Origin of the sequence: Rahnella laticis, assembly GCF_015644585.1 — a bacterium.
Taxonomy (GTDB): domain Bacteria; phylum Pseudomonadota; class Gammaproteobacteria; order Enterobacterales; family Enterobacteriaceae; genus Rahnella; species Rahnella laticis.
The window spans coordinates 21,929-47,201 of the sequence record NZ_JADOBI010000004.1 but is presented as its reverse complement, the minus strand read 5'-3'; the positions used below and the strand labels follow the sequence as shown (position 1 = coordinate 47,201).

At 54.9% G+C, this 25,273-nt stretch carries 22 protein-coding genes; 19 read left to right on the top strand and 3 right to left on the bottom strand.

The features are described 5' to 3' along the window. Window positions 1-2 precede the first annotated feature (2 nt). From mltG to IV433_RS09530, 13 genes are all read left to right on the top strand, one after another. A complete protein-coding gene (gene mltG, locus IV433_RS09590; RefSeq protein WP_195814027.1) occupies window positions 3-1,028 on the top strand; it encodes an endolytic transglycosylase MltG in 1,026 nt (341 codons plus the stop codon). Further along, window positions 1,018-1,668, top strand: coding sequence for a dTMP kinase (tmk, locus tag IV433_RS09585; protein ID WP_195814026.1), 651 nt, complete (start codon window positions 1,018-1,020; stop codon window positions 1,666-1,668). Before mltG ends, tmk begins: the two co-directional genes overlap by 11 nt. Further along, window positions 1,665-2,684, top strand: coding sequence for a DNA polymerase III subunit delta' (gene holB, locus IV433_RS09580; protein ID WP_195814025.1), 1,020 nt, complete (start codon window positions 1,665-1,667; stop codon window positions 2,682-2,684). The genes tmk and holB overlap by 4 nt, the downstream gene beginning before the upstream one ends. A gap of 39 nt (window positions 2,685-2,723) precedes the next feature. Further along, complete coding sequence (locus IV433_RS09575) at window positions 2,724-3,518, top strand: metal-dependent hydrolase (protein ID WP_195814024.1); 795 nt, start codon at window positions 2,724-2,726, stop codon at window positions 3,516-3,518. Window positions 3,519-3,856: 338 nt separating this feature from the next. Continuing rightward, on the top strand, window positions 3,857-5,290 hold the full coding sequence (gene ptsG / locus IV433_RS09570; RefSeq protein ID WP_195814023.1) for a PTS glucose transporter subunit IIBC: 1,434 nt from the start codon (window positions 3,857-3,859) through the stop codon (window positions 5,288-5,290). A 200-nt stretch (window positions 5,291-5,490) separates the two neighbouring features. Further along, window positions 5,491-5,844 (top strand): purine nucleoside phosphoramidase, encoded by a 354-nt coding sequence (hinT, locus tag IV433_RS09565; protein ID WP_195814022.1) that lies wholly within the window; start codon window positions 5,491-5,493, stop codon window positions 5,842-5,844. Window positions 5,845-5,852: 8 nt separating this feature from the next. Further along, on the top strand, window positions 5,853-6,221 hold the full coding sequence (locus tag IV433_RS09560) for a YcfL family protein (protein ID WP_195814021.1): 369 nt from the start codon (window positions 5,853-5,855) through the stop codon (window positions 6,219-6,221). Between the two features lie 21 nt (window positions 6,222-6,242). Continuing rightward, complete coding sequence (lpoB, locus tag IV433_RS09555) at window positions 6,243-6,845, top strand: penicillin-binding protein activator LpoB (RefSeq protein WP_195814020.1); 603 nt, start codon at window positions 6,243-6,245, stop codon at window positions 6,843-6,845. Beyond that, a complete protein-coding gene (locus IV433_RS09550; RefSeq protein WP_370530256.1) occupies window positions 6,811-7,713 on the top strand; it encodes a phosphotransferase in 903 nt (300 codons plus the stop codon). The genes lpoB and IV433_RS09550 overlap by 35 nt, the downstream gene beginning before the upstream one ends. 32 nt (window positions 7,714-7,745) lie before the next feature. Next, a complete protein-coding gene (nagZ, locus tag IV433_RS09545; RefSeq protein ID WP_229893326.1) occupies window positions 7,746-8,786 on the top strand; it encodes a beta-N-acetylhexosaminidase in 1,041 nt (346 codons plus the stop codon). A 52-nt stretch (window positions 8,787-8,838) separates the two neighbouring features. Next, window positions 8,839-9,381: an alpha/beta hydrolase YcfP gene (ycfP, locus tag IV433_RS09540; protein ID WP_195814019.1), complete on the top strand. Its 543-nt coding sequence runs from the start codon at window positions 8,839-8,841 to the stop codon at window positions 9,379-9,381. Window positions 9,382-9,692: 311 nt separating this feature from the next. Further along, window positions 9,693-10,997, top strand: coding sequence for an NAD(P)/FAD-dependent oxidoreductase (locus tag IV433_RS09535; RefSeq protein WP_195814018.1), 1,305 nt, complete (start codon window positions 9,693-9,695; stop codon window positions 10,995-10,997). Between the two features lie 341 nt (window positions 10,998-11,338). Next, window positions 11,339-11,875, top strand: a complete 537-nt coding sequence (locus IV433_RS09530) for a glycine zipper 2TM domain-containing protein (RefSeq protein ID WP_152325613.1) — start codon at window positions 11,339-11,341, stop codon at window positions 11,873-11,875. A gap of 72 nt (window positions 11,876-11,947) precedes the next feature. Here the strand turns inward: IV433_RS09530 and IV433_RS09525 are convergent, their stop codons facing one another. Then, entirely contained in the window at window positions 11,948-12,931 is a 984-nt protein-coding gene (locus tag IV433_RS09525) for an XdhC family protein (protein WP_195814017.1), read from the bottom strand. Continuing rightward, on the bottom strand, window positions 12,918-13,526 hold the full coding sequence (locus tag IV433_RS09520) for a nucleotidyltransferase family protein (protein ID WP_195814016.1): 609 nt from the start codon (window positions 13,524-13,526) through the stop codon (window positions 12,918-12,920). Before IV433_RS09520 ends, IV433_RS09525 begins: the two co-directional genes overlap by 14 nt. A 219-nt stretch (window positions 13,527-13,745) precedes the next feature. Between IV433_RS09520 and IV433_RS09515 the strand changes: the two genes are divergently transcribed. From IV433_RS09515 to IV433_RS09505, 3 genes are read left to right on the top strand one after another with little or no spacing between them, the layout of a single operon-like run. Next, window positions 13,746-16,535 carry a xanthine dehydrogenase family protein molybdopterin-binding subunit gene (locus IV433_RS09515; protein WP_195814015.1) on the top strand — a complete coding sequence of 930 codons (2,790 nt, stop codon included), beginning with the start codon at window positions 13,746-13,748 and terminating at the stop codon, window positions 16,533-16,535. Beyond that, the gene (locus IV433_RS09510; protein WP_195814014.1) at window positions 16,532-17,080 is read left to right on the top strand and encodes a (2Fe-2S)-binding protein; all 549 of its coding nucleotides are present in this window, start codon (window positions 16,532-16,534) and stop codon (window positions 17,078-17,080) included. Before IV433_RS09515 ends, IV433_RS09510 begins: the two co-directional genes overlap by 4 nt. Continuing rightward, the gene (locus tag IV433_RS09505) at window positions 17,080-18,321 is read left to right on the top strand and encodes a cytochrome c (protein WP_195814013.1); all 1,242 of its coding nucleotides are present in this window, start codon (window positions 17,080-17,082) and stop codon (window positions 18,319-18,321) included. Before IV433_RS09510 ends, IV433_RS09505 begins: the two co-directional genes overlap by 1 nt. Window positions 18,322-18,402: 81 nt before the next feature. Here IV433_RS09505 and mfd read toward each other — a convergent pair whose 3' ends face one another. Then, window positions 18,403-21,846 carry a transcription-repair coupling factor gene (gene mfd, locus IV433_RS09500; protein ID WP_195814012.1) on the bottom strand — a complete coding sequence of 1,148 codons (3,444 nt, stop codon included), beginning with the start codon at window positions 21,844-21,846 and terminating at the stop codon, window positions 18,403-18,405. Window positions 21,847-22,085: 239 nt separating this feature from the next. Between mfd and lolC the strand changes: the two genes are divergently transcribed. Genes lolC through lolE form a run of 3 tightly spaced genes read left to right on the top strand, consistent with a single transcriptional unit; the run spans window position 22,086 to window position 25,235 of the window. After that, window positions 22,086-23,288, top strand: a complete 1,203-nt coding sequence (lolC, locus tag IV433_RS09495; protein WP_195814011.1) for a lipoprotein-releasing ABC transporter permease subunit LolC — start codon at window positions 22,086-22,088, stop codon at window positions 23,286-23,288. After that, complete coding sequence (lolD, locus tag IV433_RS09490; RefSeq protein ID WP_195814010.1) at window positions 23,281-23,985, top strand: lipoprotein-releasing ABC transporter ATP-binding protein LolD; 705 nt, start codon at window positions 23,281-23,283, stop codon at window positions 23,983-23,985. The genes lolC and lolD overlap by 8 nt, the downstream gene beginning before the upstream one ends. Then, entirely contained in the window at window positions 23,985-25,235 is a 1,251-nt protein-coding gene (gene lolE, locus IV433_RS09485) for a lipoprotein-releasing ABC transporter permease subunit LolE (RefSeq protein ID WP_195814009.1), read from the top strand. Before lolD ends, lolE begins: the two co-directional genes overlap by 1 nt. Window positions 25,236-25,273: the final 38 nt, after the last annotated feature.

Below are 25,273 nucleotides of genomic sequence, written 5' to 3'. Positions count from 1 at the left end.
CAATGACGAACAAAAAAACGAAATTTTTCGCCCTGATTGTCCTGATCCTGCTTGGGCTGGCGGCGCTGAGTTACCATAAAGTGAAGCAGTTCGCCGACCGCCCGATCAACGTCAGCAGCGAAACCATTTTCACCCTGCCAGCCGGTACGGGGCGTGTGGCGCTGGAAACGCTGCTCATTGATAAAAAACTGATTAAATCAAGTCACTGGTTCCCGTGGTTATTACGCCTTGAGCCTGAACTGAGCGAGTTCAAAGCCGGCACGTATCGTCTCGAAAAGGGAATGACCGTCCGTCAGATGCTGGAATTACTGAAAAGCGGCAAAGAAGCGCAGTTCAGCATCCGCTTTGTGGAAGGTTTCAAACTGAGTGACTGGATGAAAGTGATGGAAAAGTCGGAATATCTGAAGCATGAGCTGAACGGCAAGAGTGGCGAAGAGATTGCGGCGGCATTAGGCATTACCGACACCAAAAATGCAGAAGGCTGGCTCTATCCCGATACCTATCATTACACCGCCGGGATGACCGACATTTCTCTGCTCAAACGTGCGCACGTGCGGATGGAAAAAACCGTTGCCGACATCTGGAAAGGCCGCGCGGACTCACTGCCGTATAAAACGCCCGCCGATATGGTGACGATGGCGTCGATTATCGAAAAAGAAACCGCCGTAAAAGATGAACGCCCGGAAGTGGCTTCCGTCTTTATCAACCGTCTTCGTATCGGCATGCGTTTGCAAACTGATCCGACGGTCATCTACGGTATGGGCGAAAACTACACCGGTAATATCACCAAAAAAGATTTGGAAACGCCGACGCCTTACAATACTTACGTCATTACCGGTTTGCCGCCATCGCCAATCGCGATGCCGAGCGAAGCTTCGCTCCAGGCTGCAGCGCATCCCGCAAAAACGCCCTATCTTTATTTTGTCGCAGACGGCAAAGGCGGGCATACTTTTAGTACTAACCTTGTGAACCACAACAAGGCGGTTCGTGTGTATTTAGAGGCTCTGAAAAACAAGAATGAAAAGTAACTTCATTGTAATCGAAGGCCTTGAAGGGGCAGGAAAGACCACCGCACATGACGTGGTTGTGAATGCGCTGCGCCAGCATGGTGTGGAAGACATTGTGTTTACCCGTGAGCCGGGCGGTACGCCGCTGGCAGAAAAGCTGCGTGACTTATTCAAATGTGGCGTGGACGGCGAAAAACCTACCGTAAAAGCGGAAGTGCTGATGCTTTATGCCGCGCGCGTTCAGCTGGTTGAAACCGTGATTTTGCCTGCTCTGGCGCGTGGTGCCTGGGTTGTGGGCGATCGCCATGATCTCTCGTCACAAGCCTATCAGGGCGGCGGACGCGGTATCGATGCAAAACTGATGAGTTCATTGCGCGACACCGTGCTGGGCGATTTCCGTCCTGATCTCACGCTTTATCTCGATCTGCCACCGGCTGTTGGCCTGCAACGCGCCCGTGCGCGCGGTGAGCTGGATCGTATCGAACAGGAAGCGCTGCCATTCTTTGAGCGTACGCGTGCGCGTTACCTCGAACTTGCCGCCGCCGACAGCCGCATCAAAACTATTGATGCGTCGCAGACCATCGGACAGGTTAAAACTTCCATCGAGCTGACGCTGAAAAACTGGTTCGACGAACAGGCAGCAAAAGGCCTGATGTCATGAGTTGGTATCCGTGGCTCAGCGGCCCTTACCGCCAGTTAATCGGGCAATATCAGACCGGGCGTGGTCATCATTCCCTGCTGATGCACGTTGCGGCGGGAATGGGCGATGACGCACTGGTCTATGGCCTGAGCCGCTGGTTGCTTTGCCAGCATAAAGACGGTGAAAAGAGTTGCGGTAAATGCCACAGCTGCCAGCTGATGATCGCCGGAAACCATCCTGACTGGCATACCTTGCTGCCTGAAAAAGGCAAAAACTCGCTGGGCATCGACCCGGTTCGGCAGCTCATTGAAACGCTCTACAATTACTCGCAGCAGGGTGGCGCGAAAGTGGTGTGGATCCCGCAGATGGAATTGCTGACGGAAGCCGCGGCCAACGCCTTGCTCAAAACGCTGGAAGAACCGCCTGCCGGGACCTATTTCCTGCTGGGCTGCCGTGAACCTTCGGCGTTGCTGGCCACTATCCGCAGCCGCTGTTTCTACTGGCATCTGCCGGTGCCGGAAGAGGCGTTATCCGTACAGTGGATCAACCGCCAGCTCAGCGCGGATCCGGTGGCGATTAAGACCGCATTGCGGCTGACCAACGGTGCGCCGCTCTCTGCGCTGGAACTATTACAGCCGGAGCGCTGGAAACAACGTGTGGCGCTGTGCCAGCAGCTTTATACCCAATGCCAGCAGCAGGATATGCTCTCGTTACTGCCGCAACTCAATCATGACGATGCCGCTGACCGGCTGTACTGGCTGGCAACGCTGTTGCTTGATGCCATCAAATGGCAGCAACAGGCCGGACATTTCATCATTAACCACGACCAGCAGCCCCTGATAAGCCTGCTTGCCAGTGCGCAATCCAATGCTTCACTGCAACAATCCGTCAATGCGTGGATGCACTGCCGCCAGCAGTTACTTTCCATCGTGGGCGTGAATCGCGAACTGCTGCTGACCGAGCAGTTGCTGGAATGGGAGCAAATGTTGCGCGGCTCCGTTCCTTCCTCATTTTTCAGTTCGTCACTGACGCGCTGAAACCGAATTATCATCAACAGACCGTAACGAGTTAATACTATGTTTTTAGTCGATTCCCACTGCCATCTCGACAGCCTGGATTACAACGAGCTGCACTCCGGCGTTGATAACGTGCTGGAAAAAGCCCGCGAGCGTGACGTGAAATTTATGCTGGCCGTTGCGACCACATTACCGGGATACGAGGCCATGGCACAGCTGATTGGCGACCGTCCTCAAGTGGCTTTTTCCTGCGGCGTACATCCGCTGAACATTGATGACGGCTACGATTTTGCCGAGCTGCGACATCTGGCTGCCAGCCCGAAAGTGGTGGCGATGGGCGAAACAGGTCTGGATTATTTTTATCAGAAAGAAGCACATCAGCTGAAATTGCAGCAGGACTCTTTCCGTGAGCACATCCGCGTTGGCCGTGAGCTGAACAAACCGGTGATCGTCCACACCCGCGATGCGCGTCAGGATACGCTCGATATTCTGAAAGAAGAGAAAGCCGGTGAATGCGGTGGCGTTCTGCACTGCTTCACCGAAGATATCCCGACCGCAGAATTCCTGTTAGATCTCGGTTTCTACATCTCCTTCTCCGGCATCCTGACTTTCCGAAATGCTGAATCCTTACGCGAAGTCGCCCGTTATGTGCCATTAGACCGTCTTCTGGTAGAAACCGATTCTCCGTATCTGGCACCGGTTCCGCATCGCGGTAAAGAAAATCAGCCTGCCTACGTGCGTGATGTGGCCGATTACATGGCTGTTTTGAAAGGCGTCAGCGTCGAACAGCTGGCCGAAGTGACAACAGCAAACTTTTCACGATTATTTCACATCGATGCATCCTCTCTGACCTAAGCTTTCGCTAAGTCATATATTCCGGATTTATTTTTCATCTCGTAATTAATCGCCATATTGAGGTATCTTGGCACCGTTTTTCACGGTGTCAGGGCCACGTTTTTCGGATTTTGTGCGGGTAAGTGCGGGTTTTTAATACGCTCTTACTGCATTTTTCAGAAAAACGTGACTGCCATCAAACATTAACAAAGGGAATTATTTTACCCTGCGTAAAAATTAAAAGGGGTGCTTAGACACCCGACAGCAAAAGGCTCTCAGAGCCTTTGCAAAGCGGTTCGCTACTAAGCGAAATCGCATGAAGTATCAAAAAGCATCATTACTCAGGAGCACACTCAATTATGTTTAAGAACGCGTTTGCAAACCTTCAAAAGGTCGGTAAATCGCTAATGCTGCCAGTTTCCGTACTCCCAATCGCAGGTATCCTGCTGGGCGTCGGTTCTGCAAACTTTAGCTGGCTGCCAATGATCGTTTCCCATGTTATGGCCGAAGCCGGTGGTTCAGTCTTCGCTAACATGCCTCTGATTTTCGCTATCGGTGTGGCATTAGGCTTCACCAATAACGACGGTGTATCTGCACTGGCATCGGTTGTTGCGTACGGCATCATGGTGAAAACCATGGCGGTTGTCGCACCTCTGGTTCTGCATTTGCCGGCTGAAGAAATCGCAGCTAAGCATCTGGCGGATACCGGCGTACTGGGCGGTATCATCTCCGGTGCGATCGCGGCATACATGTTCAATCGTTTCTATCGCATCAAGCTGCCTGAATACCTGGGCTTCTTCGCGGGTAAACGTTTTGTTCCGATCATTTCTGGTCTGGCTGCCATCATTCTGGGTGTGGTTCTGTCCTTCATCTGGCCTCCAATCGGTACAGGTATCCAAACCTTCTCACAATGGGCTGCTTATCAGAACCCGGTGGTTGCGTTCGGTATCTACGGTGTGGTTGAACGTGCGCTGGTTCCGTTTGGTCTGCACCACATCTGGAACGTTCCATTCCAGATGCAAATCGGTGAGTACGTGAACTCTGCCGGTCAGGTCTTCCACGGCGATATCCCACGTTACATGGCGGGTGACCCAACTGCAGGTAAACTGTCAGGCGGCTTCCTGTTCAAAATGTACGGTCTGCCAGCAGCGGCTGTTGCTATCTGGCATTCAGCAAAACCTGAGAACCGTGCCAAAGTCGGCGGTATCATGATTTCCGCTGCTCTGACCGCGTTCCTGACCGGTATCACCGAGCCAATTGAATTCTCCTTCATGTTCGTGGCGCCGATCCTGTATGTGATCCACGCGATTCTGGCCGGTCTGGCATTCCCAATCTGTATCCTGTTGGGTATGCGTGACGGTACCAGCTTCTCCCACGGTCTGATTGACTTCATCGTACTGAGCGGCAACAGCAGCAAAATCTGGCTGTTCCCAATCGTTGGTGCAGTGTATGCGGTGATTTACTACAGCATCTTCCGTTTCCTGATTGCGAAACTGGATCTGAAAACGCCTGGCCGTGAAGACGCTACCAGCGAAACTTCTACTCAGGGCGGTTCTGAAATGTCTGCTTCTCTGGTTCAGGCTTTCGGCGGTAAAGAAAACATCACTAACCTCGATGCCTGTATTACGCGTCTGCGCGTCAGCGTAGCCGACGTCTCTAAAGTTGATCAGGCTGGCCTGAAAAAACTGGGTGCGGCAGGTGTGGTTGTGGCAGGTTCTGGTGTTCAGGCAATCTTCGGTACCAAGTCCGATAACCTGAAAACAGACATGGATGAGTACATGCGTAACCATTAATGGTGAACGCTGTCTGGTTCTGAGAAAGGAGGCTTCGGCCTCCTTTTTTCATTCCTGCGGTTTGTGGATAGAGACAGCGCCGCCTTCGGGTGGCGTTTTCTGCGTCAATTAAGCATCAAAAAGCGTAATCAGGTTGAAAGGAATGGAAATTCTAACCCATACTGCGTACAACGCTTTTTACTTTGTTAAGGACAGTTAAGATGGCCGAAGAGACAATTTTCAGCAAAATTATTCGCCGTGAAATCCCTGCCGATGTGGTTTACCAGGATGAGTTAGTCACGGCGTTCCGCGATATTTCTCCCCAGGCGCCAAGCCATATTCTGATTATCCCGAATGTCCTGATCCCAACGATGAACGATGTTGATGCCAGCCATGAAGCCGCTCTCGGCCGCATGATGACGGTCGCGGCGAAAATCGCCGAACAGGAAGGGATCGCAGAAAGCGGCTACCGTCTGATCGTCAACTGCAACCGTGACGCAGGGCAGGAGGTTTATCATATCCACATGCATCTGGTCGGTGGCCGATCGCTCGGTCCATTGCTGTCACGTCAGTAAGGATAAACATGCGTTTATTGATGGCGTTATTGCCGGTCGTTTTGCTGATAGGTTGTAGCAGCAAACCGGGCATTGCACTGAACAATCAGCAACGGGTGGTGATGGAATCTCCCGTCCTGACGGCGGGAATCATCCCAGGTTCGCCATCGGTGTCGGATTCAGGCGGGCAGAAAAAAGCCACCAGCACACTGGATAACAACCAGCCACATCCTGTGACCTTACATTATCGTTTCTACTGGTACGATAAACAGGGGCTGGATTTATTCCCGGTCGCTGAAGCGCGGACGGTGACGGTGCCGGCAAACAGCAGCGTAAAGATCAGTTCGCAGAACGGTAATCTTGATGCGTACAGCGTGCGTGTTTACCTTTATCTCTAATTTTTCGTACGGAGAAGGTTGATGAAAAAGTATTTTCTCATTGTGGCGATGGCCGCACTGATCCTGGGCGGTTGTACTTTGCCAAACCAACAACAAACGCAGCCACAGCAGCCTGAACAACCTCAGCAGCCGCAACAACCCCAGCCGCCGGTCAATCCGCCGGTTCCTGAGCAGCCGCAGATTCAGCCGGTTCCGCAGCCGCCGAAACTGGCCAGCATTGACTGGACTTCCACCGTTGAGCCGATGCTGGCAAAAATGCTCAAGGCCAATGGCGTCCAGGCTGGCAGCGTTCTGCTGGTCGATGGCGTGAAAAACAGCACTAATGGCACACTGCAAACCTCCAAAGCAACCGATGCTTTACGCAGTGCGCTGGCCAATAACACAACGTTCCAGCTGGTGCCTGCGGATCAACTGGCTTCCGCCAAGCAGTCACTCGGCTTATCTCCGGATGACAGCCTGTCGTCTGTGAGCAAAGCCATCGGGCTGGCCAACATCGTCAAAGCGCAGTACGTGCTTTACAGCACGGTGAGCGGCGATGTGAAAGCGCCGACAATGTCGATGCGTTTACTGACAGCGCCGAGCGGCGAAATTGTCTGGTCAGGTCGCGGTGCGGTTCAAAATTAAGGCTGAACTCAGCCCTGAAAATCAGCTACAGCAACTGATTGAGCAACATTATCCGGCGGTGAAAACCGCCGGTTTTCATTTATCACCCGTGGCCGGTCTGACGGGTGAAAGCTGGAAAATTGCTTCTCCGGCAGGCGATATGCTGGCGCGTCATCAGTCAGGTGAACGCCGGAACGCCGGTGTGGAAAGACAGCGTGAACATGCCATTTTGCGGCGTATTGCGCGGCAGAGTCTGGGGCCTTGTGTCAGACTCAGTTCACCGCCGTGGTTACTGGTGGAATGGATTGCAGGTGTGCCGCTCAGTGAGGCGGCGTTTGTCTCCGTGCAGGGGCAGAAATCCGTCTGCGGGAGCCTGGCAAAACTGCACCGGCTGGCATGTTCCGGTTATCCGCTGGATTTACGCCGTCAGTTTGCCCGTTACTGGCAGCATATTGACCGGCGCAGGCTGACACCGCGCTGGCTGGCGCTACACCAGAAAATGATACGGCGTAAATTGCCCGTGCCACTGAAAATGGCGCTTCTTCATATGGATATCCACGCGGGAAACCTGCTGGAAACGGAGAAGGGCGTGCGGATCATTGACTGGGAATATGCCGCCGACGGCGATATTGCGCTCGAATTTGCAGCGCTGTTTCGTGGCAATGGTTTAGATCCGCTTCAGCAGGACGCGTTTCTTCGTGAATATGCTGAGGTGGGCGGTTATCAGGATCTCCCGCTTTTCCGCCAGCAGATTAGCCGCTGGTTGCCGTGGGTGGATTATCTGATGCTGCTGTGGTTTGAAGTCCGCTGGGCGCAGACCGCTGATAAGAAATACAGTGAATGGGCGCAGCCGCTGCGGGTCAGGCTGTTTGGCCGTGCCCATGATTAACATGTGAAAACTTAAAAGGAGCGTCCATTTTGCTGGGACCTGTAATGCTGGATGTGGCTGGCTACGAGCTGGATGCCGAAGAACGTGAAATTTTGCAGCACCCGCTGGTTGGCGGGCTGATTCTGTTCACCCGAAACTACCATGACGTTGACCAGTTACATGAACTGATCCGCCAGATCCGCGCCGCTTCGCACGATCGTCTGGTGCTGGCCGTTGACCAGGAAGGCGGCCGTGTACAGCGTTTCCGCGACGGTTTCACCCGCCTGCCTGCCGCCCAGTCTTTTGCGGCGCTCAATGAAGCGCACGAGGCCGGACGTCTGGCACAGGAATCGGGCTGGCTGATGGCGTCTGAAATGATTGCGATGGACATCGACATCAGTTTCGCGCCGGTGCTGGATATCGGCCATATCAGTGCAGCGATTGGCGAACGTTCTTTCCACGCCGAACCGCAGAAAGCGCTCGACATGGCGGAGCAATATATTCTCGGCATGCATTCGGCGGGCATGAAAACCACCGGCAAACATTTCCCGGGGCACGGCGCGGTCACCGCCGATTCTCATAAAGAAACACCGCGCGACGACCGTCCGCTGGACGTAATCCGCGAGCACGACATGGCAATTTTCCGCCAGCTGAATGCGCGTAAATTGCTCGACGCCGTAATGCCGGCGCACGTCATTTATACTCAGGTTGATCCGCGTCCGGCCAGCGGTTCGCCGTACTGGTTACAGGAAGTGTTACGTAAAGAACTGAAATTCGACGGCGTGATATTCTCCGATGACTTATCGATGGAAGGCGCTGCGATTATGGGCAGCTATGCCGAACGCGGGCAGGCTTCTCTGGATGCCGGATGCGACATGATCCTGGTGTGCAATCACCGTGAAGGTGCCGTCAGCGTGCTGGATAACCTGTCACCGGTCAAAGCTGAGCGTGTTGCACAGTTGTATCATCGTGGGCTGTACAGTGGAAAACAGGCCCGTCAGGACCTGATGAATTCAAGCCGCTGGAAACAGGCGAACCGTGAATTAACGACGCTTGATGCCCGCTGGCAGGAGCACAAACAGGCGACCCGTTAACATTTTTCAGCGGGTCTGAGGGTGTCAACGCACATTCAGGATGAGGTAAACGATGATTATCTATTTACATGGTTTCGATTCAACCAGTCCCGGTAACCACGAGAAAGTGCTGCAACTCCAGTTTATTGACCCGGACGTGCGCTTTATCAGTTACAGCACGCTGCACCCGCGTCATGACATGCAACATTTGCTGAAAGAAGTCGATAAAGTGCTGCACGAAACCACCGATAAACTGCCGCTGATCTGCGGAGTAGGGCTCGGCGGATTCTGGGCTGAACGCATCGGTTTTCTGTGCGGCATCCGTCAGGTGATGTTCAACCCGAACTTATCGCCGCAGGATAATATGGCCGGGAAAATAGACCGGCCGGAAGAATACGAAGATATCGCCACCAAATGTATCAGTGATTTTCGCGAGAAGAACCGCGACCGTTGTCTGGTCATTTTATCCCGTGAAGATGGCGTACTCGACAGCAGCAAAACGGCGGAGAAATTGCACCATTATTATCCGGTTGAATGGGATGAACATCAGACCCATAAATTCAAGGATATCTCGACCCATCTGCAACGTATCAAAGCCTTTAAAAATATCATTTGATTAACATTTACCGCTGAAAACCACTGCCATTGTGCGGTGGTTTTTTTATATCTGAATCTCACGCCAAAAAGTTTTTTACCTGCATACCCAGTCCTAACTCCCTGATTTAAAAAAGTCAAAATACATGCCATTTCACTAAGTCAAATTAATCAAATGAATTTAAATTGACCTATATCAATTTTGGTATGACCAAATCACCACGCATGATATCCTCCATCTCAGATACCGATTTAACTTAAGCAACCCTATGTAATATAAGGATAATATTTTTACTCTTATATAACAATTGGTTCACATTTGAGGGGGTCATTTTGACATCACCAATGAAGAAAATTGTGATTATCGGCGGTGGCGCCGGCGGTTTGGAACTGGCTACCAGCCTGGGCCATAAACTTGGCCGCAAGAAAAAAGCGGAAATCATTCTGGTCGATCGTAACCACAGCCATTTATGGAAACCGCTGTTGCACGAAGTGGCAACCGGCAGCCTGGATGACGGCGTGGACGCGCTGAGCTATCTGGCGCATGCCCGCAATCACGGTTTCACTTTCCAGATTGGCTCGCTGACCGATATCGATCGCGAAAATCAGACCATCAAACTGGCTGAAATCCGTGATGAAAGCGGCGAAGTTCTGGTGCCCGTTCGCGACATCGCGTACGACACATTGGTTATGGCGCTGGGCAGTACGTCGAACGACTTCGGTACGCCGGGCGTGAAAGACAACTGCATTTTCCTGGATAACCCGCATCAGGCGCACCGTTTCCATAACGAAATGCTGAACCTGTTCCTCAAATTCTCTGCAAGCGCTGACAAGCAGAAGAAAGTAAATATCGCGATTGTCGGCGGCGGCGCGACCGGCGTTGAGCTGTCTGCCGAGCTGCATAATGCAGTGAAACAGCTGCACAGCTACGGTTTTGAAGGGCTGGACAGCGATGCGCTGAACGTCACGCTGGTGGAAGCGGGTGAACGTATTCTGCCTGCATTGCCTCCGCGCATTTCCGGTGCTGCTCATCAGGAACTGACCAAACTGGGCGTTCGCGTGCTGACGCAAACCATGGTGACCAGCGCCGATAAAAACGGCCTGAACACCAAGTCCGGCGAATTCATTGATGCTGACCTGATGGTTTGGGCTGCCGGGATCAAGGCACCTGATTTCATGAAAGATATCGCAGGTCTGGAGACTAACCGCATCAACCAGTTAGTGGTCGAACCGACGCTGCAAACCACGCGTGATCCGAACATTTATGCGATCGGCGACTGCGCGTCCTGCCCGCAGCCTTCCGGTGGTTTTGTGCCGCCGCGCGCGCAGTCCGCGCACCAGATGGCGTCCCGTTGCTTCGCTAACATCATGGCGCAGCGTAAAGGGCAGAGCCTGAAACCGTACGTCTACAAAGACCATGGTTCACTGGTTTCTCTGTCGCGTTTCAGTACAGTCGGCAGCCTGATGGGGAACCTGATGCGTGGCTCGATGATGATCGAAGGGCGTATGGCGCGTCTGGTTTATGTTTCCCTATACCGCATGCACCAGATTGCGCTGCACGGTTACATTAAAACCGGCCTGATGATGCTGGTCGGCGGGATCAACCGTGTGATCCGTCCGCGTCTGAAACTGCACTGATTCTGAACAGCCGGCTTTTTTTCTGAGCTGGCTGAATCGTTTCATACCTAAAAGCCTGTTTCTTACAGGCTTTTTTCATTTTTCACATTCTCCATACAAAAAGCATAAGATTCTGCCGTTTTTACTTTGTCAGCTAAGAATTCTCTGAAACACCCCGTTACACCCGTCATTCCTCTCACTTACAGAGTTCGTCTTATTGTTCACTTACGTTTCCTTGTGCAGACTTAACAATAAGTTTACAGAAGGCGATTCACGCACGCCGCTCCTCAGATGTGTTGCTGTCCGCTGAGGTGTCCCCGAAACCGGGACAATTGCGTGGTAACATTTTCGGAGGAAGTCCTGTGAACAAGTCAATGTTAGCTGGGGTCGGTATCGGAGTGGCTGCGGCGTTGGGCATTGCTGGCGTTGCGAGCATGAACGTTTTTTCATCGGGTCCGGAGTACGCGCAGGTTGTCAGCGCGACGCCAATCAAAGAGACCACTAAAACCCCGCGTCAGGAATGCCGCAACGTAACGGTGACTCACCGTCGTCCTGTGCAGGATGAACATCAGATTACCGGTTCCGTGCTGGGTGCCGTTGCCGGTGGCGTATTGGGACACCAGTTTGGCGGTGGCCGCGGACGTGATGTCGCGACGGTAGCCGGTGCGCTGGGTGGTGGTTACGCCGGTAACCGTGTGCAGAGCAGCATGCAGGAAAATGATACCTACACGACTCAGCAGCAGCGCTGTAAAACCGTGTACGACAAAGAGGACAAAACGCTCGGGTATGATGTGACCTACAAAATAGGCGATCAGCAAGGGAAAGTTCGTATGGACCACGATCCGGGCACTCAAATTCCGCTGGATAAAAGCGGTCAGCTGCAGCTTACCCGTTCGTAATCTCCGGTAAACCGGATAAAAAAGCCTGAGGTTTCCTCAGGCTTTTTTTGTGCGCCGGAATCAGCCATTGTTTCAGGCTGCGGCGTTTTCCTGCGCTATTCCGTTCTTGTGTTTCACAATGTCAGCCATCACTGCCAGCGCAATTTCAGCCGGGGTTTTGCTGCCAATAGCTAAACCCACCGGCGCGTGAAGCCGTGCGAAATCCTGCGTCGTGAAATCAGCAATAGTTTGCAAGCGCTCTCGTCGCCTTGCGCTGTTGCGCTGTGAGCCCATCGCACCGATATAAAACGCCGGTGTATTAATGGCTTCCATCAGCGTCAGATCATCCATTCGCGGATCGTGCGTCAGCGCCACAATCGCCGTGTTGGCGTGGCAACCTTGCTGCTCGAGATACCGCGCCGGAAACTGTTTTTCCAGCCTGATCTCCGGTTTCAGCGCGGGCAAAAAGTTTTCCAGAATCTCTTCGCGGCATTCACAAATCACCACTTCAAAACCCAGCGCACAGGCGAAATCCGCACAATACAGCGCGACGTTCGACAGCCCGGCGATCAGCAACTGCGGCGGGGCGGCAAGATGCAACATCACACAGTCGCCGTCGCGCATCACCTGAGTGGAATTACGGTAAGTCGTCAGCGCCAGATGATCACAGGCCGCAGGCAGCGTGAGCGATTTATCCAGTGCGTAATGTCCGGCCAGCGCCATGCCCATTTTTTGCAGATACTCGCGGTTTCCGGCCGTGGCAGGGAGATATTCAATCAGTACGTCGAGCGAACCCCCGCACGGCAGCGCGATATTGGGCGTGAGGCCACCTTCGCCATAACGCACAATCTGACTGGCCTGCTGATATTCACCCGCCGCGATGCGTTGTAAGAAATCTTCTTCCACACAGCCGCCGGACAGCGAACCGCAGTATCGCCCGTCGCTGGCAGCAACCAGCAGCGCACCGGGCGCTCGCGGGGAAGAACCGTAAGTTGTCAGCACGGTACACAGCCAGACCGGATGGCGCGTCAGCCAGTCGCTGGCCTGCGCGATGACCTGATTATCAAGATGTTGCATACATATTTCCGTCTGAAACGCGTGCTGAAAGTTGGGAAGGCAGATCGATATCGCGGATCAACGCCGGATTATTAAAATCTACGCGCAGCATTTCATGGCTGTGGAGCAGTTCCCGCGCGCCCTGGTCGCCGCGCAGTTGCAGCAACTTTTCCCTGAGCAGGCAGGCAAATCCTACCGGATGCCCCGGTTCGTTTTGCCAGTAAGGGCGAACAATCGAAGTGCTGCGCAAGGTATCAGCCACGGCGATAAAAATATCCGGTGTCACAAAAGGCATGTCCGCAAGATGAATTAACCAGCCGTCCCAGTCCGGTGTATCCCGCACGCCTGCTGCAATAGACTCACCGGTTCCGCCCGTTTCGGCCAGCGTCACCGGCACCTTCGCGCGTGCGCAACTGGCCTGAACCGGCACATTATCCGGGCGGGTAATGACGTGAACCGGCATTCCGCTGGCTATTACCTGCGCCAGCGTGGCGTCGAAAACCGTCACAGAATTTTCTGCTGTTTCCGTCATTACCGCATTGAGTTTATTGCCCGTGCCGCCCGCTGCGAGAAACCGGTTTCCTGAACCCGCCGCGAGAAGAAGAATGCCTGCCATATCTGCGTCTATCCCTTTTGTACATTGTTTGCGCAACACAAATAATTATCCCATTTTTTTGCGCAAGTTTGTGAACGAAATATTAAAAATGTGTATTCGATCATTACTTAATTCGAACTGAAAACCTATAATCACCCGCGATAAGCGGTATTTACAGCATTTGTTGCAAGCTGTAAATGTGCCGAAAAATAAGAAAGACAATAAGAAGCAAGGAAATTTATGAGCAATTTCAACCCGTCCAGGCGGCGCTTTGTCAAAGGCGCTGTGATCGCTGGCGTCTCTGTTTATCTCGCCCCGTTGCACAGCAAGGCCTACGCCGCGCTGTTCGAAGAGAAAATTCTCCAGTCACCACAATGGGATGCGCAAAACAAACGCGTCCGTTTCCGTATCGATGGCAAAGCGAAGGTTATGGGGCAAAAAGTCTTTGCCCGCGATATCCGCGCCAAAGACATGCCGCACTGGCCGCAAAAACAGGCCCATGCCTTTATCCTGCGCGTAACGCAGGCTGACCGTGTTTATTCCGGGCTGGATTTATCGCTGCTCGGCGATGATTTACAGCCAGATCAGCTGGTCACTGCCGATGTGCTGGCGCGCGACGGTCTGGCGTTCCCGGCGTTTTACGGCGAAGACATGCTCCTGCCGGAAGGCAAAACGCCCGCCTATCTCGGGCAGGCCGTGGCGATTCTGGTCTATCAGGATTTTGCCAGATTCCGTTTCGCTAAAAATGCCCTGAAATTTAAAGATGGCGTGGTGCGTTATGGCGAAAAAACCGGGCCGCTTGAACGTGATCCGTGGGGGACTTTCCGCTTTGTTCGCGTCGGGGGTGAAACGGCGTATGAAGACGATGCGTTCTCCAGCCTGAAAGATATGCCGGTCTTCCCGGTGGGCATGCGCAAACATCTGCCGGTCTGGCCGGAAGGGCGCGAAGGCGGCAAGCTGGACGAGCAGGGGATGTTCTATGCCGGTGAAATGGCTGACGAGCTGAAAACGCCACCGCCGGGCTGGCTGGTGATGTCGCGCCGTTTTACCACGCAATCGGTGGATACGTCTGCGCTTGAACCGGATAACGCCAACGGCTGGTACGACGCCGCTTCGCAAACGCTGCATATGGTGGTGCCAACGCAATCGCCGCAGGAAGTGGCTGACGAAATGCCGCGCATGATGGCAAAAGGTCACCGCACGGTGAAAACGCTGATCCTGCATCCGTGTTATACCGTCGGTTACGGTTCGAAAGATCACTATAACTTCCCGTACTACGGCGCTGTGGCGGCGATGTACGGCGACGGCGCGCCGGTACGTCTGGCGAACGACCGCTTCGAACAGTTCCAGTCTTCGCTCAAGCGCCATGCGTTTGATATGAACTACGACATTGCCGTGAACCGCGAAACCGGCATGCTTCAGTCATTTCACGCCGCGATGACCGCAGACGGCGGCGGCCGCAGCAACTTTACGCCGTCCGTTGTGATGGTCGGCGCAACCGCTGCGCAGTCGATTTACTACTTCCCGAAAAGTGATTTATCCGCCGTCGGACTGGCCTCCCGGGCGCTGGATGCCGGTTCCGCACGCGGTTACGGCACGCTGCAAAGCATGGCCGCCACCGAAATGATGATGGATGAACTGGCCGCTGAACTGAAACTGGATCCGATCGCATTCCGCATGCGAAACGTCCTGAAATCCGGCATGAAAAATACCCAGGGCGCCATTCCGGCGGGCGCAATCCGTGCGGATGAAGTACTGGAAAAAGCTGCTGTTCATCCGTTATGGACGGAGCGTCAGAAGCGCAAGGCAGACTTTGAAAGCCAGAATCCGGGCAAGCGCTACGGCGTCGGTTTTGGCTGTGTGCAGAAAGACTTCGGCACCGGGGCAGAAACCTCTTTTGCCCGCGTGGAAGTCAGTGAAAACGGGCAAATCAGCCTGTGGCACAGCGGAGCAGAAATGGGCACGGGAATGTCCACGTCTCAGTCCGTGTTATGCGCTGAATGGCTGGGGAAACCGGCTGAACAGGCACATTTCTCGGTAACCGACTGGTCCGTACTGCCGGTGGAAACCAGCGGCGATCCGTACATTATGTCGCAGGAAGATCAGGACAAACTGCAAACCAACCCGCGCTGGTCGCCGTCGTACTGTTCGCCGTCCAGCGCCAGTAACTCGGCCTATTACTTCTCACACAGCACCCGCGAAGCGGCGCGCCTGATCTTCGACCACGGCCTGTGGCCTGCGGCGATGGCAATCTGGCAAACCGGTATTGGCGGCGGACAGGCTGCGCCGTACATCGTGCGCAAAGAAGATGCGCGCTGGGTGGATGGCGGCCTGACGGCTAACGGAATGCAAATTCTCAGCCTCGAAACGCTGGCAAAAAAAGCTTATGAAATGAAAGGCCTGACCGGCGCGTCCGTTCATGTATTCAACCGCTGGCAGTGGGCAGAAGCCGATTTCACGCTGAACAACACCCGTCAGCGCGTGTCTGTCGACGGGATGTCAGTGCGTCAGGGCGCGGGCGAATACCAGACGCTCAACCGCGACGCCGTCTATTACCCGCCAACCCAGCGTAATAACGCGTCGGTGACCTATTACAGCGCGGTCGGCACACTGGCCGAAATCTCAGTGGAAATCGCGACCGGTAAAGTTGAGTTGCTGACGCATCATTCGATTATGGAGTGCGGCAATCTGATCGTGCCTGAACTGGTTTCCGGCCAGTTGCAGGGCGGGCTGGCGATGGGCATCGGCCATGCATTACACGAGTATTTGCCACTGTACGAAGACGGGCCGGGCAACGGAACCTGGAACTTCAACCGCTACCACTTGCCGCGCGCCAGCGACGTCGCCGTCTGGAAACAATCCAGCGACATCCTGCCTGCGCTTTCGGAAACCGATCCGCCGAAAGGCATGGCAGAAGTGGTGATGATCCCGGTCGTCGCCGCGCTGGTGAACGCCATCGCCCATGCCACCGGCCACCGTTTCCGTGATTTGCCCGTCCGTGCTGAAAATATTCGTGAGGTTTTACAATGAGCATCAAAACGCAGCCTTTAGAGCTGACTATCAACAATCAACATTACGGCCCGCTGGACGTTCCCGAAGGCCTGATGATGATCGACTTTCTTCACGAATATGTGGCGCTGACCGGTTCCCGCCTCGGCTGCGGGCAGGGGATTTGTCACGCCTGCGTGGCGATTGTCGATCATGAAAGCGGCACCAGCGAAGAAGTGCGGACCTGCATTACCGGCGCACATTTCTTTAACGGCAAAAAAGTGCGTACCGTCGAAGGACATGCCAAAACCGATGACAAAGGCGAAGTCACGCTGTCGCCGGTTCAGCAGGCATTTCTGGAACATTACAGTTTCCAGTGCGGTTACTGCACGCCGGGCTTTGTCAATGCGGCAACGTTGCTGCTTGAGCGTCTGGAAAAAAATCCAATCGCACTGAATGAGCTGGAAGGCGCGATTGAAGCGGCGCTGGAAAATCACATCTGCCGCTGTACCGGTTACGTGCGGTATTACGAAGCGGTGCGTGATGTCGTGATGAAAACTCCAGGCCTGATCCGGGAGCACGCGTGATGAAAAAACGTCTTTTTTTCCTGCTGCTGGCGGTGATTATCATCGTCGTGGCGGTGCTCTGGTGGCGTGAAAACCGCACGCCGGACGCGCCGGTGCAAAAAGTCACGGCTGACATCACGCAGATTGAACGTGGCCGCTATCTGGTTCAGGCGTCCGACTGTGCCGCGTGCCATACCGCGTCCGGCGGCGCACCGCTGGCGGGTGGTTATCCGCTGGAAACGCCGTTCGGCAAAATCTTTGGCAGCAACCTGACGCCGTCCGCAGATGACGGCATCGGCCGCTGGACGTCGGATGATTTCTATCTGGCGCTGACCCAAGGCGTTGCGCCGGGCGGGCGTCATCTGTATCCGGCGATGCCTTACACCTCGTATAAAGGCGTGACCCGCAAGGATTCTGACGACATGTACGCATTTCTGATGACGCGTCCGGCTGTGAATCAGCCGGTGCCGGAAAACGAAATGCCGTTCCCGTTCAACCAGCGTATGGCGATGATTGGCTGGAACCTGTTGTTCCGCACCGCCGATCCGATCCCCGCCAGTTCGCAGGGCGATTCTGCTGACTGGCAGCGCGGGCAATATCTGACGGATGTGCTCGGCCATTGCGGCGAATGTCATACGCCACGCGGTGCGCTGGGGCAGATGCATACCGATAACAACCTGAAGGGCGGAACGTTGGGGCGGATCACCGCGCCGGACATCACCCCGCAGGCGCTGGCGCAGCGCGGCTGGAACCCGGCAGATCTCAGCCGTTTCCTCGCCACCGGCATTGCACCGCAGGGATCGGCATTTGATGAAATGCACAAAGTCGTCGATCTCAGCACCCGTCATCTCACCGAAGACGATCACCGTGCGATCGTCACTTATCTGCTGGGCGACAAACCGCCTGCGGCTGTCCCGGTGGTTATCGGGCAGGGCGGCAATGATGCCGGGCGCATCACGTATCTGGATCAGTGTTCCGGGTGTCATATGGCTGACGGTTCCGGCAAACCGCACGTTGCCGTGGCGATGCAAAACAACGCCACGCTGCGTCAGCCTGATGGCCGTAACCTGATTGTTTCGGTACTTGAAGGCTTACCGGCGCAGGAATTCCCTAGCGGCGAAAGCATGCAGCCGATGCCGGGCTTCGCGGAGCGCCTGAACGACGCGCAGATTGCCGAAATGGTGAATTACCTGCGCGTAACGTTCGGCGGATTGCCGGGAGATATCACGGCAGAGCAGGTGAAGTCGCTGCGTAAACCGTAGCTTAACGCGTTGATAAAGCATAAAATAAAAAGCCCGGTGAATGTTTCATTCACCGGGCTTTTTATTTTATGACGATAGCCGTCAGATCAGATGCTCTGCGAACTCCCCGAGCATGTCGCCGACAAACTTCAGGCGTTTTGGCCGGTCGGTGAGATCGAGCATAAACTTCAGTTTGGTCGGGCCATCAAGGCGGTAAACCTGCGGCTGTTTTTGCAGCAGGCCAATCAGGAAGCCAGGATCTACACGGTTTTTATCGCCAAATTCAATGAATCCACCACGTTCGTTGCCTTCAATACGTTTGATGCCCAGCGTTTTTGCTTTCAGGCGCAGTACGGCAATCTGCAACAGATTACGCGCACCGTCCGGCAGCGTGCCGAACCGGTCAATCAGCTCGACACGCAGCTCATCCAGCTCGCCTTCGGTTTTGGCACTGGCGATACGCTTGTACAGCGACAGACGCGTGTTGACGTCAGGAATGAAATCTTCCGGCAACAGCGCAGGCATGCGCATTTCAACTTCGGTCTGGCTGGTGGTGAGATCTTCCAGCGACGGCTCGCGGCCTTCTTTCAGCGCTTCGACGGCGTTTTCCAGCAGTTCCATATAGAGCGAGAAACCGATGCTGGTCATCTGGCCGCTCTGGCCTTCGCCGAGCAGTTCACCGGCCCCGCGGATTTCAAGGTCGTGCGTTGCCAGCGCAAAACCGGCACCCAGGTCTTCGAGCGACGCGATGGCTTCCAGACGTTTGTGCGCATCCGTTGACATCGCTTTCGGCGGCGGCGTCAGCAGATAAGCATACGCCTGATGATGCGAACGCCCGACGCGGCCACGCAGCTGGTGCAACTGCGCCAGCCCGAAGTGATCCGCGCGCTCAATAATGATGGTGTTCGCCGTCGGAATATCGATCCCGGTTTCAATGATGGTGGTACACACTAGTACGTTAAAACGCTGATGGTGGAAATCATTCATCACGCGTTCGAGGTCGCGTTCGCGCATCTGGCCGTGGCCGATGGCAATACGCGCCTCGGGCACCAGTTCCGCCAGACGCTGCGTGGCTTTCTCGATATTTTCGACATCGTTGAATAAGTAGTAAACCTGCCCGCCGCGCAGGATTTCACGCAGAATGGCCTCGCGAACCACCAGGCTGTCGTACTCACGCACGAACGTTTTGACCGCCATACGGCGCGCCGGTGGCGTGGCAATAATCGACAAATCGCGCATGCCGCTCATCGCCATATTCAGCGTGCGCGGAATTGGTGTGGCGGTAAGGGTGAGAATATCGACGTCCGCACGCATCGCTTTGATGCGCTCTTTATGACGCACGCCGAAGCGGTGTTCTTCATCGACAATCAGCAGGCCGAGGTCTTTCCAGCGCAAATCACTTTGCAGCAATTTATGCGTCCCGATGATGATATCGACCTTGCCTTCGACCGCATCTTCCAGCACCGCGTTTTGCTCTTTGGCGCTGCGGAAACGGGACATCATTTCAATGCGCACCGGCCAGCTGGCAAAACGGTCGCGGAAGTTATCGAAATGCTGTTGCGCCAGCAGCGTGGTCGGCACCAGAACCGCGACCTGTTTGTTGTTGGAGACCGCGAGAAACGCCGCGCGCATCGCCACTTCGGTTTTACCAAAGCCCACGTCGCCGCACACCAGACGATCCATTGCGAGAGGCTGCGTCATGTCTGTGAGAACGGCGTTGATGGCCTGCGCCTGATCCGGCGTGGTTTCAAACGGGAATGCCTGGCAGAACAACTGGTACTGCTCTTTATCATGCTTAAACGCAAAACCGGCTTTCGCTTCGCGCTGGGCGTAGATATCCAGCAGCTCGGCGGCCACGTCGCGCACTTTCTCGGCGGCTTTCTGACGGGCTTTCGACCAGGCTTCACCGCCCAGTTTATGCAGCGGCGCACTTTCATCCGCGCCTCCGGCATAACGGCTGATCAGATGCAGGGATGACACCGGCACGTAAAGTTTGTCTTCACCGGCATAAGTCAGAATCAGGTATTCAGCGGTAATCCCGCCGGTTTCCAGCGTGGTCAGGCCAAGATAACGGCCTACGCCGTGCTCAACGTGGACCACCGGCTGACCGGGGCGCAGTTCTGCAAGGTTGCGGATCAGCGTATCGGTGTTAATCGAGCGGCGGGTGTCCTGACGACGACGTGCCACACGCTCACCGAGCAAATCACTTTCACAAATCAGCGCCAGCTGTTTATCTGAATCAAGAAAACCGCGTTCACACGCACCGATCATGATGTAGCGACCGGCCGTTTCGGCTTCTTCAATGCGGGTAATCAGCGCGGGCATCAGTTTGATGCGCGCCAGCAAATCTTGCAGCGTTTCGCGGCGGCCTTCACTTTCCACCGAGAACACCAGGCTGCCCGCGAAAGATTCATTGAACCGGCGCAGGTTATCCATCGGCGCTTTGTTTTGCGGCTGAACGGATAAATCCGGCAGTTTCTCGTAGCTCAGATTGGTGTTGGCGGCTTTCTTCGGCAGTGAATCCGTACGCAGCTGAACGCGAGGCCAGGCTTTCAGTTCGGCGTGCAGCGCATCGACGCGCAGCCAGAGATTTTCCGGTTCGAGCAGCGGACGCATCGGATCCACGCGACGGCTTTCATAACGCTGGCAGGCGTCCTGCCAGAAACGTTCGGCGGCGGCTTCCAGATCGCCGGTATTGAGCACCAGCGTGTTTTCCGGCAAATAGCTGAACAGCGTGGTCAGCGGCTGGCTGAAGAACAACGGCTGCCAGTATTCGATACCGGCGGGGAAGGTGCCTTTGCTGACCTGCTGGTAAACGTGCTCAGCGTCGCGGCGTACCTCGAACTTCTCACGCCACTGGCTGCGGAACAGTTCGATGGCGTTTTTGTCGGTCGGGAATTCGTGCGCAGGCAGCAGGTTAATGTGGTCGACTTCGGTCAGCGTACGCTGGGTATCCACGTCGAAAATGCGCAGGCTGTCGATTTCATCGTCGAAGAAATCGATGCGGTACGGCTCCTCGCTGCCCATCGGGTATAAGTCGAGCAGGGCGCCACGGGTGGCAAACTCACCGTGTTCCATCACCTGATCAACGCTGCGGTAACCCGCCTGTTCCAGCTGTGACCGCAGTTTGTCACGCGAAAGCTGCTGGCCTTTTTTCATCACCAGCGCATGGCCGTGCAGGAACTCATGCGGACAAACGCGCTGCATCAGCGTATTCACCGGCAGAATGATAATGCCGCGCTCCATCGTCGGAAGCTGATACAAACTGGAAAGGCGCGACGAAATGATTTCCTGATGCGGTGAAAAACTGTCGTAAGGCAGCGTTTCCCAGTCCGAAATACTCAGGACTTTATGATCGGTAAATTGTTGAATTTCATCGCGCAGGCGCAGGGCATTTTGCATATCCGGCGCAATCAGCAGGATAGGACCCGCGTGGCGTTCACTGATTTGGGCGCATTCAAGCGCGCAGGCGGAGCCGGTAAGCTGCCCTAACTGGCGGGTATCGCCCGGGCGTTCAGGCAGCGAATAACGATAATCTTGAGACATAGGCTGTTTTGCGTTCTCGTTTTTGGCGGCTGTCGGAGGCCAATTAGCAGACCGTATCTTGCTTTGCAGGGGTAATCGGGGTCAACCCGTTGTCTGTATAAAATGGTCAACGGCGTCACAAACTTAAACCGATTACTTTGGGTTAGTGGTTCCATAAAGCGGTGCTAGCCTTTATTATCCTTGATCACTTTAGTCTGCGCCATGCACTTATTTGCGGCCAAGCACTTAAAACGGAAGTCATGTATCAACCTGTCGCGTTATTTATAGGCCTGCGCTACATGCGCGGGCGTGCTTCGGACCGCTTTGGGCGGTTTGTCTCCTGGTTATCCACCATCGGCATCACTCTCGGGGTGATGGCGCTGGTAACCGTCTTGTCTGTGATGAACGGTTTTGAGAAGGATCTGGAAGGTAACATTCTGGGTCTGATGCCTCAGGCGCTGATCACGGCACCGAACGGTTCAATCGACCCGCAGAAAATCACCCACGATCAGGTTTCCGCGCTGAAAAGCGTGAACCGCGCCGTGCCGCTGACCACCGGTGACGTGGTGCTGCAAAGCCCCGGCAGCGTGGCGGTGGGCGTCATGCTCGGCGTCGATCCTGACCAGAAAGATCCGCTGGCGAAATACCTGATTGGCGTCGCCCAGCAGGAACTGCAACCGGGCAAATACAACATCATTCTCGGCGACCAGCTGGCGCAACAGCTTAAAGTCCGTCGTGGCGATCAGCTGCGTCTGATGGTGACCAGCGTCAGCCAGTTCACGCCGGTCGGGCGGGTGCCTAGCCAGCGCCTGTTTACCGTAATCGGAACTTTCTCCGCCAACAGTGAAGTCGATGGTTACCAGATGCTGGTGAACATTCAGGACGCGTCGCGCCTGATGTTATACCCGAAAGGTAACGTCACAGGCTGGCGTTTATTCCTCGATAAACCGCTGGACGTCGATACCCTGAGCCAGCAAAAACTGCCGGACGGTGCCAGCTGGAAAGACTGGCGCGAGCGCCGCGGCGAGCTGTTCCAGGCCGTGCGCATGGAAAAAAATATGATGGGCTTGCTGCTCAGCCTGATCGTTGCCGTTGCCGCGTTTAACATTATTACATCGCTGGGTTTACTGGTGATGGAGAAACAGGCCGAAGTGGCGATTTTACAAACGCAGGGCCTGAGCCGCCGCCAGATTATGGCGCTGTTTATGGTGCAGGGCGCGAGTGCCGGTGTCATTGGCGCACTGCTCGGTGCCTTGCTCGGCGTGCTGCTCGCCACGCAGCTCAACTCGATTATGCCGGCCCTCGGTCTGATGCTGGATGGCGGTTCGCTGCCGGTCGACATTGAACCGGTACAGGTAGTGGTCATCGCGATTGTTGCGATGGCTATCGCTTTATTGTCAACGCTTTACCCTTCCTGGCGCGCTGCTGCCACCCACCCCGCAGAGGCTTTACGTTATGAGTAATTCTTTATTATTGCAGTGTGACAACCTCTGTAAGACTTATCAGGAAGGCAAAATGCATACCGATGTATTGCGCGACGTGAGTTTCGCGATGCAGCCGGGTGAGATGATGGCGATTGTCGGCACGTCCGGTTCCGGTAAAAGTACACTGCTGCATTTGCTGGGGGGGCTGGATTCTCCGACGTCTGGCGAGGTGATTTTTAAAGGCAAGTCGCTGAACGCGATGTCTTCTTCGGTGAAATCAGAACTGCGTAACCGCGAACTGGGCTTCATTTATCAGTTCCACCATTTGCTGCCGGACTTCACCGCGCTGGAAAACGTGGCGATGCCGCTGCTGATCGGCAAAAAGAAATCTGCTGAAGTGCAGGAGCGCGCAATGGCGATGCTGGAAGCAGTGGGTTTACAACATCGCAGCAATCACCGTCCTTCTGAGCTTTCCGGCGGCGAACGTCAGCGTGTGGCGATTGCCCGTGCGCTGGTCAATAATCCTTCTCTGGTGCTGGCGGATGAACCGACCGGTAACCTGGATCAGCGCAACGCCGACAGTATTTTTGAACTGCTGGGCGAGCTGAATGTGCGTCAGGGCACGGCATTTCTGGTGGTGACGCATGATTTGCATCTGGCGAACCGTCTGACACGTCAGCTGGAAATGCGTGACGGCAAGCTGCAGCAGGATTCGATGTTGCTGGGAGCGAAGTAATGTCAGGCATTCCATTTTCTTTAACGATTGGCCTGCGGTTCAGTCGTGGCCGTCGTCGCAGCGGCATGGTTTCACTGATTTCAGTGATTTCAACGTTGGGTATCGCGCTGGGCGTGGCGGTGCTGATCGTCGGGCTGAGTGCGATGAACGGCTTTGAGCGCGAGCTGAAAGAGCGTGTGCTGGCCGTCGTGCCGCACGGTGAAATCCGTCCGGTGAATCAGCCGTTTAATGACTGGCAGGGCGTGCTCGACCGTGTTGAAAAAGTGCCGGGTATTGTGGCCGCTGCGCCGTACATTCAGTTCAACGGACTGATTGAACACGGAGCAAAACTGCGTGCAATCCAGCTGAAAGGCGTGGATCCGCAGAGCGAACCGCGTGTCAGCGCTGCGCCGAAATTTGTGCAGAATAACGCCTGGCAAAACTTTAAAGCCGGGCAGCAACAGCTGATCCTCGGCAAAGGCGTGGCGGATGCGGTAGGAGTAAAACAGGGTGACTGGGTGACCGTGATGATCCCTAACAGTGACCCTGAAATGAAACTGTTGCAGCCAAAACGCATCCGTTTGCAGGTCGCCGGGATTTTACAACTCAGCGGCCAGCTTGATCACAGCCTCGGCATGGTGCCGCTGGCCGATGCGCAGCAATATCAGGATATGGGCACCAGCGTCACGGGCATTGATATCAAAGTGAATGATGTCTTTGCCGCGCAAAAACTGGTGCACGACGCCGGTGAAGTCACGCATGCTTACGTCTACATCAGTAGCTGGATTGGCACGTACGGCTACATGTACCGCGATATTCAGATGGTCCGCGCCATTATGTACATGGCGATGGTGCTGGTGATCGGCGTGGCCTGTTTCAACATCGTGTCGACTCTGGTGATGGCGGTAAAAGATAAAAGCAGTGATATTGCGATTTTGCGCACACTGGGCGCGAAAGATGGACTTATCCGCGCTGTCTTCATCTGGTACGGTTTACTGGCGGGGCTGGTCGGCAGCGTCGCGGGCGTGGTGATTGGTGTGATTGCGTCATTCCAGCTCACCAATATCGTCAACGGTTTGCAGAAACTTACCGGCCATCAGTTCCTGTCCGGGGATATTTATTTCATCGACTTCCTGCCTTCTGAAGTTCACTGGCTGGACGTCGGAGGCGTGCTGTTAACCGCGCTGGTGCTGAGTTTGCTGGCGAGCTGGTATCCGGCACGCCGCGCCAGCCGTATTGATCCCGCCCGCGTACTCAGCGGCGGCCAGTAACCATGGTCTACGCAACACAATCTTTCAGACACAGAGAG

Coding starts and splice junctions, on each gene's coding strand:
- ycfP (WP_195814019.1), top strand. CDS start 8,839: ATGATTATCTATTTACATGGTTTCGATTCAACCAGTCCCGGTAACCAC.
- hinT (WP_195814022.1), top strand. CDS start 5,491: ATGGCCGAAGAGACAATTTTCAGCAAAATTATTCGCCGTGAAATCCCT.
- IV433_RS09520 (WP_195814016.1), bottom strand. CDS start 13,526: ATGGCAGGCATTCTTCTTCTCGCGGCGGGTTCAGGAAACCGGTTTCTC.
- lolD (WP_195814010.1), top strand. CDS start 23,281: ATGAGTAATTCTTTATTATTGCAGTGTGACAACCTCTGTAAGACTTAT.
- IV433_RS09505 (WP_195814013.1), top strand. CDS start 17,080: ATGAAAAAACGTCTTTTTTTCCTGCTGCTGGCGGTGATTATCATCGTC.
- holB (WP_195814025.1), top strand. CDS start 1,665: ATGAGTTGGTATCCGTGGCTCAGCGGCCCTTACCGCCAGTTAATCGGG.
- ptsG (WP_195814023.1), top strand. CDS start 3,857: ATGTTTAAGAACGCGTTTGCAAACCTTCAAAAGGTCGGTAAATCGCTA.
- IV433_RS09525 (WP_195814017.1), bottom strand. CDS start 12,931: ATGCAACATCTTGATAATCAGGTCATCGCGCAGGCCAGCGACTGGCTG.
- tmk (WP_195814026.1), top strand. CDS start 1,018: ATGAAAAGTAACTTCATTGTAATCGAAGGCCTTGAAGGGGCAGGAAAG.
- IV433_RS09575 (WP_195814024.1), top strand. CDS start 2,724: ATGTTTTTAGTCGATTCCCACTGCCATCTCGACAGCCTGGATTACAAC.
- IV433_RS09510 (WP_195814014.1), top strand. CDS start 16,532: ATGAGCATCAAAACGCAGCCTTTAGAGCTGACTATCAACAATCAACAT.
- mfd (WP_195814012.1), bottom strand. CDS start 21,846: ATGTCTCAAGATTATCGTTATTCGCTGCCTGAACGCCCGGGCGATACC.
- mltG (WP_195814027.1), top strand. CDS start 3: ATGACGAACAAAAAAACGAAATTTTTCGCCCTGATTGTCCTGATCCTG.
- lolE (WP_195814009.1), top strand. CDS start 23,985: ATGTCAGGCATTCCATTTTCTTTAACGATTGGCCTGCGGTTCAGTCGT.
- IV433_RS09515 (WP_195814015.1), top strand. CDS start 13,746: ATGAGCAATTTCAACCCGTCCAGGCGGCGCTTTGTCAAAGGCGCTGTG.
- IV433_RS09560 (WP_195814021.1), top strand. CDS start 5,853: ATGCGTTTATTGATGGCGTTATTGCCGGTCGTTTTGCTGATAGGTTGT.
- lpoB (WP_195814020.1), top strand. CDS start 6,243: ATGAAAAAGTATTTTCTCATTGTGGCGATGGCCGCACTGATCCTGGGC.
- lolC (WP_195814011.1), top strand. CDS start 22,086: ATGTATCAACCTGTCGCGTTATTTATAGGCCTGCGCTACATGCGCGGG.